Here is an 18,017-nt window from a genome sequence, read left to right as displayed (position 1 = left end):
GAGAGCTCGTCGGGCAAACGGGCCTTGGTGTTGGGTCCATTGTCTTCCGACAAGGATCCTGACCGAGCTTTCTGCTTTGCATTACTGCACCCCAAGCATGCTCCCGTCGGCCGGGCCGCAAGCGCTTCCGGCACGCCGAAGCAATGCAGGCACAAGTCGCCATTGCCTCGCTGAAGACATCCTCTGCGCGTCTCCAATGACTTTCCAGCATCGGCTGGGTCGTTGAATATCATTTCCATTATTATTTGAAGAGAACTCGCGAGTGCTACATCTCGGGCGCGAGTTTAACGTGCAGTTAACCTCGTTTTTTCAACTTAACCTTTAGATTCGCGTTTTAATTGCCAATTCCAGGGCGGAAATGACCTCCATTCTGACAAATTCCGGCGCAACCTCAGCCCTCCGGACGCTCCGTGTTCTGGGCGCGCAACTCACGACGAGCCAGAATGAGGCATCATCGGGATTGCGTGTCGCGAAAGCGGCCGACAGCGCTGCCTATTGGTCGATCAGCACCACAATGCGTTCCGACGTCAAGGCGATATCGGCTGTCGGCGACGCGATCCAGATTGCCGCAGCCAAGACCGACACGGCCTATTCCGCGACGTCGTCGATCATCGACGTTCTGACAGAATTCAAGGCAAAGCTTGTTGCGGCAAATGAACCTGGCGTCGACAGGTCGAAAGTTCAAGACGAGCTGAGACAACTCAGCGCCCAGGCCGAAGCGATCGCCAAGTCCGCGAGTTTCAATGGACAGAATTGGCTCATTACCGATGCGCCAACTCATCTCATGGTCACGCCTGATATAAAAGCTAGCGTCGCGAGCGCCTTTGTCCGCTCCGCTGATGGATCCGTGTCGGTCGACCAGTCCGACGTTAATCTGAAGAACACGTCGATGCTCAATCTTGGCGGCGGCGGCATATTGCAGAAGGAAATCGGAGGGCTCGGCGACATCGGCGGCTTCCGAAATACAAATGCCAACTCCGTCGCACACGAAGGCCACGAGACGCATATTTTCACTGGACCGGTCACTTTTGGCGCATCCGACAGTTTGAATTTCGACTTGACCGTCGATTCTGGCATCCATTCCGCCGGCACGACCTATTCATTGACCATCGACAAGAGCGTCGTCGATGCGGCATTGGGCACGACCGACGGCGTCGTCAGGCGGGCCGACGATCTCCGCACAATCCTCAACAAACTGTTTTCCGGCAACGCGATCGGCGCATCAGCCAATGAATCACTCTTCAGTGGCGGACCCTCACCGACGTCCAACACTGTCGAGATCGGTTCGCTCGAGACATCAGGGCATCCAGGGTCGTCGATTGCGTTCTCTAACTTCAGTTCCGCAATTGCCGGCCATCCGGCCAGCTATGCCATGGGGCTGGAAAGCGCCGTCGTCGACAATGTTAGCAATCACGACAACATGTATCCAACGGCGAATATTGACTACACAAAGCCCTTTACCGTCTCCGATACGGCGGAGATTTTTTTCGATGCTCAGGTCGGATCCAGCGGGGTCCAGTCCTTCACTATTAACCGCGCCGCGGTCGATTCAGCCCTCGGAACGACAGACGGCTACGTTGGCAGCGCCGCCGATCTTGCAACGGTCATCCAGGCTGTCACGACGGCTATCGGACTTTCCGTCACCGCAGCAGGCTCAAAAATTACCTTTGCCGCAGACCAGGCAATATATCCCGACGCAGGCAATCGCGCCGCACGAGTGATGGTTGGGAATGTTCATACGACACCGAAATGGACATTGGATTTCGACCTATCCGAAGTCGATGTCACCTCCAACGATTTTACCGTGGGAGAATATCTCACGGGTGTTGAATATATGCTCCAGCGATCAATAACCAGTGGCAGCATCCTCGGATCGCTCAGCAAACGGCTGGATATGCAGGCCAGCTCCGCGTCCTCCCTGGAAGACAGTCTTACATCAGGAATTGGCCGCCTGATCGATGCAGACATGGAAACCACGTCTGCCAAGCTCGCCGCATTGCAGACCCAGAAGGCGCTAGCGACACAATCACTCAGCATAGCCAATCGCGCCCCTCAAAGCCTGCTCCAGCTTTTCGAAGCGTGACGAGGTGCGGCGTCTTTTCCAAGCTTGAGCCCGACGGTCGCGTCCTCTGCAGTGGCGCGAATCTGCGGTATCATTTAGGCCTCTGAGAGGTCCTCAAGATCACAGCGTGTCTGTGCACTATGCGGGAGCCATCGCAGGAATTCGAGCACCAGGTCGCTTCTGGAGGCAATACGTGACAGTGCTCCCGAAGGCGTTGACGTTGAAATATGCGGCCTTATGGAATTCTTACTAATTTCCAGTCCCGATCTAGAGGGCGGCGGCACACTCGACGTGGTGGAACGCTTCGCGTCAAAAAAATCGGGATGGCCGACGGCGTTATAATGGCCTGCCCGGAATTTGGTCGTGAACGACCACACGAGTGCCGGCCGGGACCGGGTTTAACGAAAATACCCGGATCCATTCTCACCGCCTGCTCGAAATAATTGTTTTCGAGGCGGAGTAACGAATCATATATGATTCTTTACGCTCATAATTTTCGATTAGAGATCATTTTTGACCCTATATGCCACATTCTCGGATCTATTCATAACGGATCATATGTGATATGATTGGCCGAATTAATAGCTATAACGGATCAAATATGATTCCTAATAAAACATTTTTGTCGGGTAACGTCGAGGCAACCATGCGCGACCTGGGCACAAGACTGGCCCGGGTGCGCCTCAGTCGCAACCTAACCCAGGCAAGATTGGCGCAGGAGGCTGGAGCCTCGCTTCCGAGCATCAAGCGGCTGGAGGCCGGCCGGAACAGCTCGCTCGATACTCTTCTGCGCGTACTGAGAGCTCTCAATTTGGGGGACCGCATTCTCGATATTCTCCCCAACCCAGATGTTCGACCGGTCGAGAGAGTCCAACATGAAGGCCGCGAGCGGCGTCGCGCACGAACTCAGAGGCAAGCTCCAAAAGCCAGCGACTGGGCGTGGGGCGAGGACGATGAGCAATGACGGATGCGACCGTCCGCCTATGGGGTAGAGATATCGGTGCCGTTAGTTGGCTCGACGAGCGAGCAATCGGCGTATTCCAATACATGCCCGAGTTCGTCCAAAGCACCATCGAGTTGGCGCCGATCATGATGCCGCTACGGCCAGACCCATACGAATTCCCCGGTCTGCCGCGTGAGGCCTTCAAGCGCCTGCCCGGAATGCTCGCCGACTCCCTCCCCGACAAATTCGGCAACGCCCTGATCGATACGTGGCTCGCGACGCAGGGGCGATCAGCCGACAGCTTTAATCCGGTCGAGCGCCTTTGCTATATTGGTACGCGCGGCATGGGCGCACTCGAGTTCCATCCCACAATCACCAAAGGGCCGCGCAAATCCCAGCGCCTCGAAATTGATGCGCTGACCAAACTTGCCAACGAGGTCCTCAACAATCGCGCGAACCTCGCGGGCGTCCTCAAGGGCGATGACGACCACGAAACCTTGCAGGAGATCCTGCGCGTCGGGACATCCGCGGGCGGTGCGCGCGCCAAAGCTATCCTTGCATGGAACGAGAGGTCAGGCGAATTCCGATCCGGTCAGGTCAAAGCCGGTGATGGCTTTACCTATTGGCTCATGAAGTTCGACGGCATCTCCAACAATCGTGACAAGGAGCTGGCCGATCCGCAGGGCTTTGGTCTTATTGAATATGGCTTCTTTCTCCTAGCCCGCGCCGCCGGTATCGACATGACCGAATGCCGCATACACCATGAAGGCGGCCGATCGCATTTCATGACGCAACGCTTCGATCGCACCGCCAGCGGTCAGAAGCTCCACATGCAGTCGCTCGCTGCTTTGCGCCACTATGATTTCAACGCGGCGGGAGCCTATTCCTACGAACAGGCGGTCGAGACGATCCGGCTCCTCGGCTTGCCCGCTTACGACATCGAGCAGCAGTTTCGCCGAGCGGTCTTCAACATTCTCGTCCGAAACCAGGATGACCACGTCAAGAACATCGCCTTCCTCATGAATCGAAAGGGCGAGTGGCGGCTGTCACCGGCGTTCGACGTCAGCTACGCTCACAATCCTGAAGGAAGTTGGACTCATCAGCACCAGATGAGCCTGAACGGTAAGCGCGATCATTTCGAGCTCTCCGATCTTATCCAGTTCGGCGTCTTCTGTGACCTCAAGCCCAAAAAATCCGAAGAGATTATCCGCGAGATGTATATGCAGGTCGAAAGGTGGCCAACCTTCGCCGAACAGGCCGGCGTAGCAGACAGGACCGCGCAAGCTATTCATCGAGCCATGCGACGAGAAATCATGGTCCCGGCTTAAGACGAAGGACCTGATCACTTACACACTAAGCAGAGACCGTCGACGAGAGGGACCCATGCTCTGGGCGCTTCATAAGATTTTAGTCGGTCTGCCGCTCGATTAGCGGGAGGACGTCGGAGGACGACATGGGTGCTGCGTGGTATGCCGGAATCGATATTATTCGACGTCTATCTCGTCATTCGTCAAAATTTGGTACCGAATTTGAAGCCCGATGACAGCTCGATACAGCAAACACCGGGCAGATGCAGAAAACCCGTTCAGGTGATACAGGTAACGTCTGTGCTGGAAAGCCCATGATGGGACTGGATTTCGACCCGGCCTGGCTAACAAAGTGAAACCCACATGACACCACACCTTTCCCTTCCGCGCGACCGAATCTCCGTCCTTCTCCTTGAGGGCATCAGCCGTAGCGCCGTGGATTATTTTTCGACCAGCGGCTACACGAACCTTGTTCATTTGCCCAAGGCACTCGACGATGCCGAGCTCAAAAGACATATCGCCGAGGCCCACATCATCGGCATCCGTTCTCGCACGCAGCTGACCGAGGAGATCTTTGACGCCGCCAAGAAGCTCATCGCCGTTGGCTGCTTTTCTGTCGGTACCAACCAGGTCGATCTTGACGCTGCTCGCCGGCGCGGGATCCCGGTATTCAACGCGCCCTATTCAAATACCCGCTCGGTCGCAGAGCTCGTCATTGGCGAAATCATCATGTTGACCCGGCAGATCTTCCCGCGTTCAGCGTCCGCGCATCAGGGCGGCTGGGAGAAATCGGCTGTCGGCAGCCGAGAGGTCCGTGGAAAGACCCTCGGCATCGTCGGCTACGGCAACATTGGTTCGCAGCTGAGCGCCCTGGCCGAGAGCATGGGAATGGTCGTACGCTATTTCGACCTTTCAGACCGGCTGCGTCGCGGAAACTCGGAATCGATGGCTTCACTCGGCGAACTGCTTGAGATCTCTGACTATGTGACGATGCATGTCCCTGAGACCGCATCGACCAACAACATGATTTCCGAACCGGAACTGCGTCGCATGAAGAAAGGCGCAATCTTCATCAATAACTCGCGGGGAACCGTGGTCGATCTCGAGGCCCTCGCAAGGGTTCTCAAGGACGGTCATCTTGCGGGTGCCGCCATCGACGTTTTTCCCAGGGAGCCGGCATCGAACAGTGAGCGTTTCGAAACACCCCTGCAGGGTCTCAGTAATGTCATTCTCACGCCGCATATCGGCGGCTCGACCGAGGAGGCCCAGGAGCGCATCGGCGGCGAAGTGTCAAGGAAGCTGGTCGAGTATTCCGACATCGGTTCGACGATGGGTGCTGTAAACTTCCCGCAGGTTCAGCTTCCCGAGCGCCCAAATGGCACCCGCTTCATGCACGTTCACGAAAATCGCCCCGGGATCCTTATCCAGCTGAATGAGATCTTTGCCTCGCGCGGGTTGAACATCGTCGCCGAGTTTCTGCAAACCCACGGTGATACCGGCTATGTCGTCATCGAAGCCGAAGGCGCTTCCAAGACGGCGGACGACATCCTCCATGCGCTGCGCGCGATACCAGGAACAATACGGACGCGACTGGTCTACTAACAGCGCAAGCGATTGCGGCCGGCTGCCCCGATGGCAGCGCCAGCGCCCTCCGTCTCAATATTCGTTATGGAGAGCCGAGCGTCTAGGTCCTGTGAAGCCCGTCATTCGGACCGCCCGGAGCGATCGTGGAAGCTGCCGGCCTGCCTGGACGATGGATGGCGGACGGATCCGGTCGTAGAGCAGGACGCTGTTTTGCAACGCAGCTTGGACCTTCCAGGCTCACGAGTATCCGGGCGTCAAGCGAAAGGCTGCGAACCCTGCAACAGGTAGCAAGGCTCGGGTTTGGGTCCCGAGCCCTTTCGCCTATTTCGCAGTCTTGATCTTGTTGACCTCTTCGGCGCTCAGCTCGCCGACGGTCGTCACTTCACCATTGCTGATCTTCCAGAGACGAAAAGGACCGGTGATATCACCGTACTGGTCGAAGCTGACTGGACCGATGACCCCCTCATACTTCACAGGCTTGCCATCCTTGATGAGCTGCAGGGCCTTGGCAAATTCTTCCTTTCCCGCATGGATCGGGGTACCGCCATCGGCCACCACTTCCGGCATCGCAGCCTTGATGGCGGCGGCATCCGCATTGCCCGCCTTGGCAATGGCGAGTGCGACGATCGCACCGGCATCGTAGGAGCGGTCGGCAGCCGGAGCAGACGGCGAGATGCCGCCGGAGAAGGCTTCATAGTTGCCGTTGAAATATTCCGTGGACGCCGTCGGACTGGTGCCGGAGGAGGTGCCATAGGCGTTCTCCAGATACTGAGCGCCGACGCTCTCGATGAAGTCCTTGGAGTTCATGCCGTCGTTTAACAGGAATGTCTGCTTGCCGCCGCCGGAAACCCAGGCGCGAGCAATGGTGGCTCCATCCACCGGCGTACTGACGAGATAGAGTGCGTCGGGGTCGCCGGCCATAGCAGCGCTGGCTTCCGAGGTGTAGCTCGATTGCTTCTCGTTATAGGGCGTAGTCGAGGTTATCGTGCCACCGAGCTTTTGATAGGCCGTGGCAAACTCCTTGACCATGTTTACGCCGAAATCGTTGTTGACGTTGATGATCGCGATCTTCTTCAAGCCCTGATCCATGGCAAACTTTGCGGCCGCCGTACCTTGCAGAGCATCCGAGGTGATGGTGCGGAAAAACACGCCGTTCGTCTTGCCGCTACGGCCGAGCTCGGTCAGCGTCGGTGAAGAGGATGCGGGCGATACCTGCACGACGCCGGCCGGCGCCGTCACCGATGTCAGGATTGGAATCGAGACCGAGGAGATGATGCCACCGATGATGACGGGAACCTTCTTGATATTGACGAGCTGTGTGGCTTGATCAACGGCAACGTTGCCCTGGCTCTGGCTGTCGCGGGTGTCCGCTAAAACCTTACAGCCATTGATGCCACCGGCATCGTTGAAGTCACGGAAAGCCATCTCGACGGACTTTGCACCCGCCTGGCCATATTCACCGGCCGGACCTGTCAGCTCCATGACCAGGCCGACGGTAATGTCGCAGTCGGCGGCAAATGTCGGCACCGTGGACGCAGCAAGCGCCGCGACCATGGCGGAAAGCAGGACTGTCGTTCTCATTTTTGTTCCCCTTTGTTGAGATTGTACTTCATGATGCTGCCGTGGCGGCCTTCCCTGTCCCGCTCCAACGCATAGACGTCGCCGTCGAGCGGCTTTGATTGGGCGAGGATCGCATCGATTTCAGCCATATCGCCTTGGCTGAGCGCGGTATCGGCTATGGCGAGATTTGAACGCAAGTGATCCCTGTTGCGAGCGCCAACGATTACGGCCGCGACCCCGGGCTTGGTCAGCATGGCGGTGCTCGCGATGGTCGCGATATCGGTGCCGTGCCGGTCGGCAATGCGCCGCAACGTTGAAAGCAGGGCCTGGAACAAGTCCCATCCCCCGAAATCATCGATGATAAGCTTGTATTTCGTGAGCGATCGGTTTTCGAGCGGGTGCTCCGGCTCGCTTTGGCCGAGCCATCGATCACCGAGGAAGCCGCCGGCCACCGTGCCATAGCAAAGCAAGGCGAAACTCTTCTCCTGAGAAAGAGCCACCATGCGCTTTTCCGGACGCCGGTCGAGCAGCGAGTATTGCAACTGAAGCGAGGTGAAGGGCACGCCAGAGCCAATAATCTCATGAACGTGTTCGGTGTCGAAGTTCGTGCCACTGATCTTGCCGATCTTGCCGGCCTCGTGCAGTTCCTTCAGCCAGCCTGCTGTTTGCAACCAGCCCTCGATATCATAGGCCCACCAGTGGAACTGAACGAGGTCGAGGCAATCGAGGTTGAGCCGTTTGCGCGACGTGTCGATGACGCCCTCGACATAAGCCTTGCTGATCCTTGGCAGCACGGCAAGATCCGGCACGAACTTGGTGTGGACGCGAATACGCGACAGCGCCTCTTGCCCGCGCAGGTTGCCATAGGTAACGCGGAAGCGGCCGATCAGCTCTTCGACACCGGTATAGATGTCGGCGCAGTCGAACGTGGTGATGCCGGCATCGGCAAAGGCGATCATGTCCTCGACGGCACTGTCGCCATCGATTGCGCCATGCCCGCCCGCCAGCTGCCAGCCGCCGCGAATGACGCGGGAGATTTCATAATCGGGGGCGATGGTGATGCGCTGCATGTCGTTGTGCCTATTCGTCGGTCAAGGGAACCGCCGTGGTGGCGGCATGGCTGAAACGGCGCAAACCCGTGCGGGTGATCCTGAGCCGTGTCGAGCAGTTGGGATCAGGGCAAGCGATGTCGGCGTCCGTCGTCATCCAGTCGTTGCGATCCGTCGCACGCTGCTTGGCCGCGAGCAGCGGCAGCACGGAAGAGAGCGAGTAGATCGATATCCCCTGCCCGTCCGGCAGGTGCAGCATCTCGCCCCTGAGCTCGAAATGATCGCCGGGCTTGGCGCCGCAATAGACGGCGCCGCCCTCCGGAATGATCACGTCGACCCTGAGATCAAAGAGGTCGAAGCCGTCGTCTTTGAGCTCAGCCATCGATGTCTCCCGACGCGGTGCCTTCAGGGTCGCCATCCAGGCGCCCGCGAATGAGATCGAAGGAACGGCCGATGTCGTTCGACAGCGACCGCATCGCCCCCTCGGTGTCGCGTTTTTCAAGCGCCTCGATCAGCGCCCAATGATGATTGGTAGCGGCAAGTCCGCCCTGTTCGTCGTGAATATGGGCGGCCTTGCGGATGATCGCACCCGATTGCAGCCAAAGGCTTTCAACGATTGGGATCAGCACCTGCGAGCGCGCCGCATGATAGATATGGAAATGAAACCGCTGGTTCAGCGCCGAGGTCACATGGCCGATATCCTTGCCGTGCTCCTCGAAAGCCAGATCGCAATCGACATTGATCTGCCTCAGGACGGCAAAATCGTTATCCGTCAACCTGGGCAGTGCCAGCGCAACCATCTGGCCCTCGATCAGGATCCGGGCGCGGGCAAGATCATCAAGACGCTCGCGCGTGATCAGCGGCACCCGTACCGATCGGTTCGGAAGCGATTCCAGCGCCTGCTCGGACACCAGCCGGCCAAGCGCCTCGCGCACCGGCATTGTGCTGGTCTGCAGGCGTTCGGCCAGATCGACGATGCGCAGAACATCGCCTGCATCGAACATGCCGTTGATCAGCGAATTGCGCAATTGTGCGTAGACCCTGTCGTGCAGCGTTTCGCGCCCAACCGGCGACAACTGATCGTCGCGATCGTGGCCACCATCGGTTGACCGGCCGGCTTGGACCCGCGCAGATGAGACTACCATCCCGCCGGCCCCAGACGACTGCGCTTTTTTGGGTTGCTTTTCATCATGCAGTAAAGTTTGATCAAACATCACCAATCAAATCAAGAGACTTCTTACTTCCATGCCTTTGCCAGTGCCAGACGCCCGATCGAAAATGGCAAAATCCGCTGAAGCGGTGATTGACGCGCGCGCTCTGATCAAGTCGTTCCAGGGCAACGTCGCCGTCTCCGGCATGTCGCTTAGGCTGGCTGAAGGCGAGATGCTCGGGCTTATCGGCCCGAATGGAGCCGGCAAGACCACGCTCTTCAATCTGATCGCCGGCAGCCTGAGGCCGACATCGGGCGAAATCTGGATCGGCGGCCGTGAGGTTTCGAAGGAAAACCCGGAACAGAGGATCGGCCGCGGCGTCGGCCGCACCTTCCAGATTCCGAAACCCTTTCCCGAGATGACCGTGCTGGAGAATGTGCTCGTCGGCGCACAGGCGCAGGACGGCGAACGGCTGTTTGCCAACTTCCTGCGCTTTGGTCATGTCAGGCGGCAGGAACGTCTGGCGGTCGACAAGGCGCGCGCGCTCTTGGAGTTCGTCACCTTGTCGGGTCTCGAAAAACAGCCGGCCAAGGTGCTGTCGGGCGGACAGCGCAAGCTGCTCGAACTCGCGCGCATCCTGATGGCCGATCCGCAGGCGATCCTGCTCGATGAACCGGCCGCCGGCGTCAACCCGGCACTCCTGGAAACGATCATCGAACGCGTGCTGGAGCTCAATGCGCAAGGCAAGTCGATCCTGCTGATCGAGCACAATATGGATATGGTATCGCGGCTGTGTTCGCGTGTCGTCGCCATGGCGCTCGGGAAGCCGCTTGCCGAGGGCACACCTGCCGCCGTCGCCTCCAACCCCGATGTCATCGAAGCCTATCTGGGAGCGGCGGCATGACCGCACCAGCACTTCAAACCCGTGCCCTGATCGCCGGGTACGAGCCTGACCTGCCGATCGTCCGCGGCGTCGATCTCTCGGTGGCGCCGGGAGAACTGCTGGTGCTGCTCGGGCCAAACGGGGCCGGCAAGTCGACCTTCGTCAAGGCGGTCGCTGGCGTGGTTCCCATCCACTCGGGAAGCGTCACACTCGGTGAGCGGGACATCACCAACGTCGCGCCCCACCGCAAGATCGGCGAAGGCCTGGCCTTCGTGCCGCAGACAGAAAACATTTTCGCGACGATGACCATTCACGAGAACCTGCAGCTTGCCGCAGCCGTCCTGGCAAAAAAGGAGCGAGCCGACAGGATAGCAGCACTCTATGGTCGCTTTCCCGATCTCGCCAGCAAACCGTCGCGCCTCGCCGGGACGTTGTCTGGCGGACAGCGGCAGATGCTGGCGGTTGCCCGCGCGCTGATTGTCGATCCTTCCGTGCTCATCCTCGATGAACCATCCGCCGGTCTTTCGCCGAAGATTGTCGGCGAGGTGTTCTCGATGCTGAAGAAGATCAACGCTGGCGGCGTTACCGTCATCCTCGTTGAGCAGAACGTCAAGGCGGCGCTGGCGATAGCCGGCCGCGCCGTCATTCTTGTCGAAGGCAGGATCAGGCATGAGGGCGAGGCCTCTTTGCTGCTCGGCGACCCGCTGATTGCAAAGCTCTATCTCGGCACCACCAACGAGGCGCCAAAAGCATCATGAACCCGCAATTTCTGATGGATGGCCTGATTGCCGGCGCCATGATCGGCCTTGGCGCCATTGGCGTGACGCTGACCTATTCAATCCTGCGCTTTGCCAACTTTGCGCATGGCGAAATGCTGTCCTGGGGCGCCTACCTGGCCCTCGCCGTCAGCGGCGGCCTCGGGCTCGTGTCGACGTCATTGACGAAGCCGATCGGACCCTTCTCCTTCGGCTGGTCGCTGCCGATCGCCGCCGCCGTCGCGATCCTGCTGACCGGGTTGCTGGCGCTTGGAGTGGATAGCGCGCTGTTCGGGCGCCTGCGCGCGCGCGGCGGTGCAATCATCATCCTGGTGATGGCCAGTTTCGGCGCCTCACTTGCGCTGCGAAGCCTCCTCGAATTCATCTTCACGTCCAAACCCGCCTATTACACCAAAACGCTGCAGATCGCCGTGAAGGTCGGCGCCGGGCTGCGGGCGACACCTGATCAGCTCTTGTCGCTCGCCCTTTCGGCGGTGGCGGTTGTCGCCGTCCACCTGCTGATGACCCGGACCGATATCGGCCGCTCGATGCGCGCCGTCAGCGAAAACCCGGCCTTGGCGGGCATCGCCGGCGTCGACGTCAGGCGCGTGATCCGCGTCGTCTGGTTCGTCGGTGCCGCCCTTGCCTGCATTGCCGGCATCATGACCGGCCTCTTGGTGCAAATCCGCCCCTATCTCGGCCACGACCTGCTGCTGCCGCTCTTTGCTGCGGCGATCCTTGGCGGCATCGGCAGCGTCCCCGGTGCAATGATCGCCGGGATGATCGTCGGCCTGTCAGAGGCAGCGGCCGTGCAGATCGTCGGCGCAGAGTGGCGAGCGGCCGTCTCTTTCGTCATTCTGGTGGCGGTTCTGCTTCTTCGCCCGCGGGGCCTATTCGGGAGGGCGGCATGAGCCTTGATCTGATCTCCTACGCCGCCTTCTTCCTCACCATGGCACTGACCTATGCCATCATGTGCCTTGGGCTCAATGTGCAGTGGGGCCAGACCGGCCTCTTCAACGTCGGTGTCGCCGCTTTCGTCGCGATCGGCGCCTACGTTTCGGCACTTTTGACAACCCCGGATGCACCCGGCCGCTTCGGCGGCTTCGGCCTCCCTATCGCCATCGGCTGGCTTGGCGGCGCTCTGTTTGCGGGAATGGCCGCTTGGCTGGTCGGCGCTTTGACCATACGGTTGCGATCCGATTATCTCGCCATTGCCACCTTCGGCGTTGCGGTCACCGCGCAGCTTTGCGTTCTCAACCTGGAGCCGCTGACCGGCGGCGCTTTCGGCATCGGCTTCATTCCGCGTCCCTTCGCAGGCCTCGCCGGCAGTCCGCTAGCATTTTCGCTTTCCAATCTAGCTCTGATGGCGGCCGTGGTGCTCGGGCTCTATATTGGCCTTCAGCATCTTGCCAACAGCCCCTGGGGTCGTGTTTTGCGCGCCATCCGCGAAGATGAAAGCGCAGCACAAGCACTTGGCAAACGACCGACCCACTTTCGCCTGCAGGCCTTTACCATCGGCGGGGCCATCATGGGGTTGGCGGGTGCCGCGCAGGGACATTTCATCGGCTTCATCGCGCCCGACAACTATCTCCCGATCCTGACATTCCAGGTCTGGGCCATGCTGATCGTCGGTGGCTCCGGCAACAATCGCGGCGCCATCCTTGGTGCGGTGGTGGTCTGGGGTTTATGGGCGTTGTCGGCAGCCGGCGTCTCAGCCTTCGTGCCGCCCGAACAGCAGGCGCGTGCGTCATCGCTGCAGATCGTCATGATCGGCGTCGGGCTTTGCCTCATCCTTCTCCTGCGCCCCCGCGGCATTCTCGGCGCCAACGCGCTGGCCTCGCTCAAGGGCAAGCGCCACCAGATCTCTAGGGAATAACAACATGTCCACCAAGCCCCCACGCATTGCCCTCACCAAGGACCTTTCCATCAGCCGCATCGTCTGCGGTCTCTGGCAGGTGGCCGACATCGAAAAGAACGGCACAGTGATAGACCCGGACAGCGGCGCCGACATATTGCAGGCCTATGCGCGCGACGGCTTTGACACGTTCGACATGGCGGACCACTACGGTTCGGCCGAGCTCATCGCCGGGCGACTGCTGTCGCGCTGTCAGATCGGGCAGCGGCCGGCCGCCTTTACCAAATGGTGCCCGGAGCCGGGACCGATGTCGGCTGAGGTCGTGCGTCGCGGCGTCGAAGAACGGCTGGCGCGGCTTGGTGTCGACAAGGTCGATCTCCTGCAATTTCATTGGTGGAGCTTCGAGCATCCGGCATGGCTCGATGCCCTGCACGAGATGCAGAGACTGCGCGAGGAAGGGTTGATCGGCGCGCTCGGCGTTACCAACTTCGACGCCGGACATCTGGCGTTGGCGCTCGCCGACGGCATCGAGATCGCCAGCAACCAAGTTTCGTTTTCGCTGGTCGACCGCCGGGCTGCGGGCGCGCTCTCGACGCTGTGTGCCGAAAGCGGCGTCAAGCTTCTCGCCTATGGGACGCTATGCGGCGGCTTCCTCTCGGAGAAGTGGCTGGGAAAGCCGGAACCGACATCGATCGCGGACTGGAGCCGCTCGAAATATAAGCGCTTCATCGATACCGCCGGCGGATGGGCCCCCTTTCAGAGCATCCTGAGCGCTGCTTCAACCATTGCGGCCAAACATGGTGTTTCGATCTCGAACGTCGCGAGCCGATGGGTTCTGGAACATCAGTCGGTTGCGGCCACCATCGTCGGCGCGCGTATCGGCGAGAACGAACACCGCGGCGACAACCTGAACGTCTTCTCCTTCGCGCTCGACGCCGAGGATCACGCTGCATTGAAGGCTGCATTTGCCAAGACGCAGCCTATTCCTGGCGACTGCGGAGATGAATATCGCAAGCCGCCCTTCCTTACCGCCTCTGGCGATCTCAGCCACCATCTCGATGCCATTCCCTCGGTCTACAGTGCTCAGCCCGTCCCCGGTCGTCCGGGCCGGCTGCGTGTCTCGTCCGGCAGCGTCTGGGAGCCGATTGCCGGCTATAGCCGCGCCGTGCGGATCGACAACCGTATTGTCGTCTCCGGCACCACCGCGACCCATGGTGCAGACCGCTGCGTCGCACCAGGCAACGCAGGTGCGCAAGCCACTTACATTCTCGACAAGATCGCGGCATCGATCTCTGCGCTTGGCGGCCGCATGGAAGACGTGATCCGCACGCGTATCTATCTGCGTGACGCAAACCAGTGGGAACCGGTATCCCGGGCCCACGGCCGCGCTTTTGCAACCGTTCTGCCCGCAAATACGCTTATCGAGGCCGGAGGCCTCATCGGAGACTATGAGGTTGAAATCGAGGCGGAAGCAATCTGCGACTGACGACAGCAACAGTGTCGCACTGGGCAACCCCTTTTTTGGATGGTTCTGTCTATTTGCGTACCGAATCTTGCTGGGAGGCCATTTGCAGGCTAAGTCTCGCACGCTGAGACCTCGTCGAACGTCGTCGCGGCGCAACCGCCAGATTGGCGGATATCTGTGGGTCGCGGCTGCCCCGCAATAGAAGAGCCGGCCGAGGGCCGACCATAGGCCCTCCGCCGGCGATTGTCTTAACTCACTGGGATCCACTTCCGCAGGCTAGTCATCACCAGAGCCGAACGAACGGTTATCAACCTGCTGCTGCTCCGCCCTCATGAACAGCGCCTGACCTTAAACGTTCGATTTCGGACGCCACAACGGGCCGTGAAAGGAAAAATCCCTGGAGTTCGTCACACCCGGCGTTGATGAGCCAAGCCTGCTGTTCAGGCGTCTCGATGCCCTCGGCCGTTGCTCTCATTCCACCAGCATGAGCTAGCTCAATCATGGCCTGGACAATACCAGCATTGCTGCCCGGCTTGCCGTATTCGCCCACGAAGCAGCGATCTATCTTGATCCGATCGACATCCAGCTTTTGAAGGCGTCCGAACGACGAGAAGCCCGTGCCAAAATCATCGAGCGCGATCTGGACACCAATCTCGCGAAGAGCCCGAATGTTTCGGCGACACGCCTCTTCATCCTCCAGGACGGCACTCTCGGTGATTTCGATTTCGAGTTGGCGCGGGTCGAAATCGAACTTGTCCAGCAAGCCGATCACCCTCAGAGCGTAGGTTTCTGATCGAAGCTCTACTGGGGAGGCATTGACGGCCACGATCAGCTCTGGCCATTTTTTTGCATCGGTCAGCGCGGTGCTCATGACAATCTCGCCTAACCTGTCGATCAGACCCGCTTCTTCCGCAATGGAAATGAATGTATCGGGTTGAACAAGACCTTTGGTAGGATGACGCCACCTTGTTAGAGCTTCCACGCCGATCAATCGGGCGTTGGAAGCGTAAATTGGCTGATAGTGAACGGCGATCTCATCACCGGTCTCCAATGCAGTTCTAAGATCGCGCTCAAGGTCTCGACGTGTCCGGATCAGGTCGTCCATGTGTTGCCCGAAAATCGCAAACTGGTTTCTGCCTGCTTCCTTGGCGTGATAGAGCGCGATATCAGCCCGACGGATAAGGTCCTGAGCATCTGAGCCGCTTGATGACACAGCAATACCGATACTTGCACCAATAAGGATTGGTTGCCCATCGATCTCGAATGGGCTGCGTATCGCAGCGACGATGTCCTCGGCCAACTTCTCGACGAGGTTCATCTTTGGGTCCGGGATTATGATCGTAAATTCGTCACCACCGATACGGGCCACCAGGACACCAGTGCCAACAGCAGAACGCAATCGGCTGCCTACCTCGGCGATTAATTTATCGCCGACGGGATGACCGAGCGTATCGTTGACATTCTTGAAGCGGTCGAGATCAACAAAAAGGATCGCCGCCTGAGACTTTACCAATGTTTCTTCCACTGCGGCATTGAAGGCAGCTCGGTTCGGCAAGCCACTCAGGACGTCGTGATGAGCCAGATGCTGCAGCCGGCTTTGGCTTTCGCGCAGCCGACTGGACCTTCCTTGAAGAAGCAAAACAAATGCCGACATGACAGCAAGCACGAGAAGCCCGCCTACGGCAAGGACGGGCTCTGTTGCCCGCAGCACTTCAGTGCCAGGCCGAAAAGGCACCCAGCTGAAGTAGCCCAAAACCTGGCCCGATCGTGAGGTCAGAGGAAATACACTTCGCCCCTCCCGCCCGTCTTTCCTCCATTCAAAGCGGAGATCGTTGAAAAGATATTCCGACGCCAACGTATTGGCGAAATCACCATCAAGATAGCGCAAAGCGATATGGACAAACTGATGTTGTTCATCGACAGCAATTTCACCACTGTCCGAGACTATAGGCTTGACGCTCAATATCGCAGGCCGGTTGCTGATCCTGACAATGTCGCTTTCGCCGATGCTCAGACTTCTGTCGGACGTTCCGGCTGTATCCCCGTCCGCCAGCCGCTTTCGCAGCTTCTTCACGAGTTTAAGCGCATCCGGGGCGACTGAGGCGAAAGCAACGTCTTCGTTCGCCTCGATCGCGGAATACCCATACGCCAGCTGGTCTGTCGGACCCAACACGAACGCGGCGTCGTGACCGAAGTAGCTGTTCATCCATCGCCCAAGGTTGGCAGCCATCCACTCTCGATCACCCTCAGCAACATGCGTGACAGCGTCGTCCCAGACGGTCGCACTCTCCTGGTCATGTGCGATCGAGTCCTGCATCTTACCGACGACAAGGGCAAGCAAGCTGTCTTGCCGCTCAACGGTTGACCGATCCGACTGCACCACAGCGTACATCATGGTCCCGTAAACGGTGCCGATGATGATCGCTGCGAACAGGGTCGCTAAGATGATCTTGAACGGGAGAGAAGGCTTCAGGTACGGCATTTAATGTTCCAGCACGATGGGTACGACCCAGATTGATAGCCTGCGCGGGTTAAAACATGAAAAAAGCCGCATGTATGATACCGTACCCAAAGCCCGCAACCGGTCACCCAATTGACGTGGTGCGTAGCCTCAAAACAATTGCTCTCCTGCCGACTTTCGAACCCGAATTGATCGACGTATCGCCCATAAGCTCCTCGCGGATGGCGATGTTCGGTGGGGGCGGACCATTCTTAGCGGGGGTCGCTTATCCCTTGGAGTGCTAAGTGTCCAACCAAGCTGGCTTTCCCATTCTCGTGATGGGGTGCCTGTGATCCTGATGCTCGTTGCCCCGTACGATACCCACCGTGCGGCGACGAGGTCATGAATCTGATCAATAAGCTGACTGTTTGCTGTCCAACCAAGCAATGAAGATGATCACGCCTGACTGCGCTCGCCGTGTCGGACGGGACTGAGGGCCTTGACAATTCGGCCTTGCTTAAGATCGTCGCCGCTACATACTTGATTGGTTGAAAACAAGGAGCGTACTATGTTTCGCGCGTTTACGGTCGCAGCGGTATCTTTAGCTCTTTCCGGTGCGGCAATGGGCGCCGACCCAATAGTGGGCAGCTGGAAAACGCAGAATGGCGAACTCTCCGTCATCGACCGTTGCGGCTCCCAATACTGCATCGTCGCCAAATCGGGCAAGTATGCCGGTCAAAAGCTGGGGTCGTTTCAGCCCGATGGCGGTTCGTACAAGGGTCGACTTACGGACCCGCGAAACAACGCGACCTACAGCGGCAAACTCGCAGTCTCGGGCGATAGGTTGAAACTCCAAGGCTGTGCAACGAGCGTCCTCTGCAAGACTGAGACTTGGACGCGCGCTTCCCAATAGTGCCCCGAGCGTAAGTGCTCCTCCGCGCTCCGTCCTAGTTCTCGCGTGAA

The 18,017-nt window shown here is 59.0% G+C and carries 15 protein-coding genes and 1 pseudogene; 11 read left to right on the top strand and 5 right to left on the bottom strand.

What is annotated here, in order from left to right; genetic code table 11:
- The first annotated feature begins 358 nt into the window (after positions 1-358).
- From ACEN84_RS04395 to serA, 5 genes and pseudogenes are all read left to right on the top strand, one after another.
- A complete protein-coding gene (locus ACEN84_RS04395; RefSeq protein WP_413708730.1) occupies positions 359-2,083 on the top strand; it encodes a flagellin in 1,725 nt (574 codons plus the stop codon).
- A gap of 117 nt (positions 2,084-2,200) precedes the next feature.
- Positions 2,201-2,404, top strand: a pseudogene (locus ACEN84_RS04390) (NAD(P)H-dependent oxidoreductase); the annotation flags it as partial.
- Between the two features lie 223 nt (positions 2,405-2,627).
- Positions 2,628-3,026: a helix-turn-helix domain-containing protein gene (locus tag ACEN84_RS04385; RefSeq protein ID WP_413708729.1), complete on the top strand. Its 399-nt coding sequence runs from the start codon at positions 2,628-2,630 to the stop codon at positions 3,024-3,026.
- Positions 3,023-4,333, top strand: coding sequence for a type II toxin-antitoxin system HipA family toxin (locus ACEN84_RS04380; RefSeq protein ID WP_112720093.1), 1,311 nt, complete (start codon positions 3,023-3,025; stop codon positions 4,331-4,333). Before ACEN84_RS04385 ends, ACEN84_RS04380 begins: the two co-directional genes overlap by 4 nt.
- A gap of 342 nt (positions 4,334-4,675) precedes the next feature.
- On the top strand, positions 4,676-5,914 hold the full coding sequence (serA, locus tag ACEN84_RS04375) for a phosphoglycerate dehydrogenase (RefSeq protein ID WP_413708728.1): 1,239 nt from the start codon (positions 4,676-4,678) through the stop codon (positions 5,912-5,914).
- Between the two features lie 303 nt (positions 5,915-6,217).
- On the opposite strand, the gene ACEN84_RS04370 is transcribed toward serA, so the two are convergent.
- Genes ACEN84_RS04370 through ACEN84_RS04355 form a run of 4 tightly spaced genes read right to left on the bottom strand, consistent with a single transcriptional unit; the run spans position 6,218 to position 9,650 of the window.
- Positions 6,218-7,477, bottom strand: a complete 1,260-nt coding sequence (locus tag ACEN84_RS04370) for an ABC transporter substrate-binding protein (RefSeq protein WP_413708727.1) — start codon at positions 7,475-7,477, stop codon at positions 6,218-6,220.
- Positions 7,474-8,526 (bottom strand): aldo/keto reductase, encoded by a 1,053-nt coding sequence (locus ACEN84_RS04365; RefSeq protein ID WP_413708726.1) that lies wholly within the window; start codon positions 8,524-8,526, stop codon positions 7,474-7,476. The genes ACEN84_RS04370 and ACEN84_RS04365 overlap by 4 nt, the downstream gene beginning before the upstream one ends.
- Positions 8,527-8,536: 10 nt before the next feature.
- Entirely contained in the window at positions 8,537-8,887 is a 351-nt protein-coding gene (locus tag ACEN84_RS04360; RefSeq protein ID WP_130279634.1) for a TIGR04076 family protein, read from the bottom strand.
- Positions 8,880-9,650, bottom strand: a complete 771-nt coding sequence (locus tag ACEN84_RS04355; RefSeq protein ID WP_130279871.1) for a GntR family transcriptional regulator — start codon at positions 9,648-9,650, stop codon at positions 8,880-8,882. The genes ACEN84_RS04360 and ACEN84_RS04355 overlap by 8 nt, the downstream gene beginning before the upstream one ends.
- Positions 9,651-9,783: 133 nt before the next feature.
- Here ACEN84_RS04355 and ACEN84_RS04350 point away from each other — a divergent pair, with 133 nt between their 5' ends.
- Genes ACEN84_RS04350 through ACEN84_RS04330 form a run of 5 tightly spaced genes read left to right on the top strand, consistent with a single transcriptional unit; the run spans position 9,784 to position 14,635 of the window.
- Positions 9,784-10,560, top strand: a complete 777-nt coding sequence (locus ACEN84_RS04350; RefSeq protein ID WP_246777687.1) for an ABC transporter ATP-binding protein — start codon at positions 9,784-9,786, stop codon at positions 10,558-10,560.
- On the top strand, positions 10,557-11,297 hold the full coding sequence (locus ACEN84_RS04345; RefSeq protein ID WP_130279636.1) for an ABC transporter ATP-binding protein: 741 nt from the start codon (positions 10,557-10,559) through the stop codon (positions 11,295-11,297). The genes ACEN84_RS04350 and ACEN84_RS04345 overlap by 4 nt, the downstream gene beginning before the upstream one ends.
- Positions 11,294-12,205 carry a branched-chain amino acid ABC transporter permease gene (locus ACEN84_RS04340; RefSeq protein WP_130279637.1) on the top strand — a complete coding sequence of 304 codons (912 nt, stop codon included), beginning with the start codon at positions 11,294-11,296 and terminating at the stop codon, positions 12,203-12,205. The genes ACEN84_RS04345 and ACEN84_RS04340 overlap by 4 nt, the downstream gene beginning before the upstream one ends.
- The gene (locus tag ACEN84_RS04335) at positions 12,202-13,170 is read left to right on the top strand and encodes a branched-chain amino acid ABC transporter permease (RefSeq protein ID WP_130279638.1); all 969 of its coding nucleotides are present in this window, start codon (positions 12,202-12,204) and stop codon (positions 13,168-13,170) included. The genes ACEN84_RS04340 and ACEN84_RS04335 overlap by 4 nt, the downstream gene beginning before the upstream one ends.
- Before the next feature lie 4 nt (positions 13,171-13,174).
- Positions 13,175-14,635 carry an aldo/keto reductase gene (locus ACEN84_RS04330; protein ID WP_130279639.1) on the top strand — a complete coding sequence of 487 codons (1,461 nt, stop codon included), beginning with the start codon at positions 13,175-13,177 and terminating at the stop codon, positions 14,633-14,635.
- Between the two features lie 286 nt (positions 14,636-14,921).
- Here ACEN84_RS04330 and ACEN84_RS04325 read toward each other — a convergent pair whose 3' ends face one another.
- The gene (locus ACEN84_RS04325) at positions 14,922-17,096 is read right to left on the bottom strand and encodes a putative bifunctional diguanylate cyclase/phosphodiesterase (protein ID WP_413708725.1); all 2,175 of its coding nucleotides are present in this window, start codon (positions 17,094-17,096) and stop codon (positions 14,922-14,924) included.
- A 526-nt stretch (positions 17,097-17,622) separates the two neighbouring features.
- On the opposite strand from ACEN84_RS04325, the gene ACEN84_RS04320 reads away from it, so the two are divergent.
- Positions 17,623-17,967, top strand: coding sequence for a DUF2147 domain-containing protein (locus tag ACEN84_RS04320; protein ID WP_413708724.1), 345 nt, complete (start codon positions 17,623-17,625; stop codon positions 17,965-17,967).
- The last annotated feature ends 50 nt before the right edge of the window (positions 17,968-18,017 follow it).

This window comes from Rhizobium sp. Rhizsp82, assembly GCF_047325115.1.
Classification (GTDB): domain Bacteria; phylum Pseudomonadota; class Alphaproteobacteria; order Rhizobiales; family Rhizobiaceae; genus Rhizobium.
The sequence above is the reverse complement of the archived record's forward strand: the minus strand, read 5'-3'. Positions and strand labels throughout refer to the sequence as shown.

Coding starts and splice junctions, on each gene's coding strand:
- ACEN84_RS04395 (WP_413708730.1), top strand. CDS start 359: ATGACCTCCATTCTGACAAATTCCGGCGCAACCTCAGCCCTCCGGACG.
- ACEN84_RS04325 (WP_413708725.1), bottom strand. CDS start 17,096: ATGCCGTACCTGAAGCCTTCTCTCCCGTTCAAGATCATCTTAGCGACC.
- ACEN84_RS04350 (WP_246777687.1), top strand. CDS start 9,784: ATGGCAAAATCCGCTGAAGCGGTGATTGACGCGCGCGCTCTGATCAAG.
- ACEN84_RS04365 (WP_413708726.1), bottom strand. CDS start 8,526: ATGCAGCGCATCACCATCGCCCCCGATTATGAAATCTCCCGCGTCATT.
- ACEN84_RS04380 (WP_112720093.1), top strand. CDS start 3,023: ATGACGGATGCGACCGTCCGCCTATGGGGTAGAGATATCGGTGCCGTT.
- ACEN84_RS04340 (WP_130279637.1), top strand. CDS start 11,294: ATGAACCCGCAATTTCTGATGGATGGCCTGATTGCCGGCGCCATGATC.
- ACEN84_RS04330 (WP_130279639.1), top strand. CDS start 13,175: ATGTCCACCAAGCCCCCACGCATTGCCCTCACCAAGGACCTTTCCATC.
- ACEN84_RS04360 (WP_130279634.1), bottom strand. CDS start 8,887: ATGGCTGAGCTCAAAGACGACGGCTTCGACCTCTTTGATCTCAGGGTC.
- ACEN84_RS04370 (WP_413708727.1), bottom strand. CDS start 7,477: ATGAGAACGACAGTCCTGCTTTCCGCCATGGTCGCGGCGCTTGCTGCG.
- ACEN84_RS04335 (WP_130279638.1), top strand. CDS start 12,202: ATGAGCCTTGATCTGATCTCCTACGCCGCCTTCTTCCTCACCATGGCA.
- serA (WP_413708728.1), top strand. CDS start 4,676: ATGACACCACACCTTTCCCTTCCGCGCGACCGAATCTCCGTCCTTCTC.
- ACEN84_RS04385 (WP_413708729.1), top strand. CDS start 2,628: ATGATTGGCCGAATTAATAGCTATAACGGATCAAATATGATTCCTAAT.
- ACEN84_RS04345 (WP_130279636.1), top strand. CDS start 10,557: ATGACCGCACCAGCACTTCAAACCCGTGCCCTGATCGCCGGGTACGAG.
- ACEN84_RS04355 (WP_130279871.1), bottom strand. CDS start 9,650: ATGGTAGTCTCATCTGCGCGGGTCCAAGCCGGCCGGTCAACCGATGGT.
- ACEN84_RS04320 (WP_413708724.1), top strand. CDS start 17,623: ATGTTTCGCGCGTTTACGGTCGCAGCGGTATCTTTAGCTCTTTCCGGT.